Here is an 863-nt window from a genome sequence, read left to right on the forward strand (position 1 = left end):
GCCGTTGGGCTGCAGTTCGATGCGCTGCAGCTGAAACTCGGCGAATGGTGGACGATAGAGTTCCTGTCCGGCGTCGGTCCACTGCTCCGGAACCATGGGTGGCGGTGTGGGGGAGAAGCTGCAGATGCGCATCAGTTCGGGAACGTCGACGTGTTTCGGTGTCAGACCGCCGCGAAGAACATTGTCCGAGGAGGCCATCACTTCAATGCCGAGTCCGGACAGGTACGCATGGAGCTGGCCGGCGGGCAGGCACAGCGCCTGGCCTGGCGCAAGGCTCACGCGGTTGAGCATCAGGGCCACCTGAACCCCCGGATCACCGGGGTAGTGCCCGCTGAGTTCGCGCACGGTCTGGAGCTCGCGGGCGAAAGGACCGTTCAGGGCACTGCCGGCAGCTCCACTGCGAGCACAATCACCGGACCGTGCTGCGCCAGCGCAACTGGCCCGCCGTTGGGCTGCAGTTCGATGCGCTGCAGCTGAAACTCGGCGAATGGTGGACGATAGAGTTCCTGTCCGGCGTCGGTCCACTGCTCCGGAACCATGGGTGGCGGTGTGGGGGAGAAGCTGCAGATGCGCATCAGTTCGGGAACGTCGACGTGTTTCGGTGTCAGACCGCCGCGAAGAACATTGTCCGAGGAGGCCATCACTTCAATGCCGAGTCCGGACAGGTACGCATGGAGCTGGCCGGCGGGCAGGCACAGCGCCTGGCCTGGCGCAAGGCTCACGCGGTTGAGCATCAGGGCCACCTGAACCCCCGGATCACCGGGGTAGTGCCCGCTGAGTTCGCGCACGGTCTGGAGCTCGCGGGCGAAAGGACCGTTCAGGGCACTGCCGGCAGCGGCACGCTGCACGGCATCAACGGCGGC

2 pseudogenes are annotated in these 863 nt (G+C 65.8%); both read right to left on the reverse strand.

The features are described 5' to 3' along the window. Positions 1-348: pseudogene (locus Y708_RS27555) on the reverse strand (mannose-6-phosphate isomerase, class I); the annotation flags it as partial. Between the two features lie 26 nt (positions 349-374). Further along, positions 375-863, reverse strand: a pseudogene (locus Y708_RS24740) (mannose-6-phosphate isomerase, class I); the annotation flags it as partial.

The sequence above is a fragment of the Arthrobacter sp. H5 genome, from assembly GCF_000520595.1.
In the GTDB taxonomy this organism is placed as follows: domain Bacteria; phylum Actinomycetota; class Actinomycetes; order Actinomycetales; family Micrococcaceae; genus Arthrobacter_D.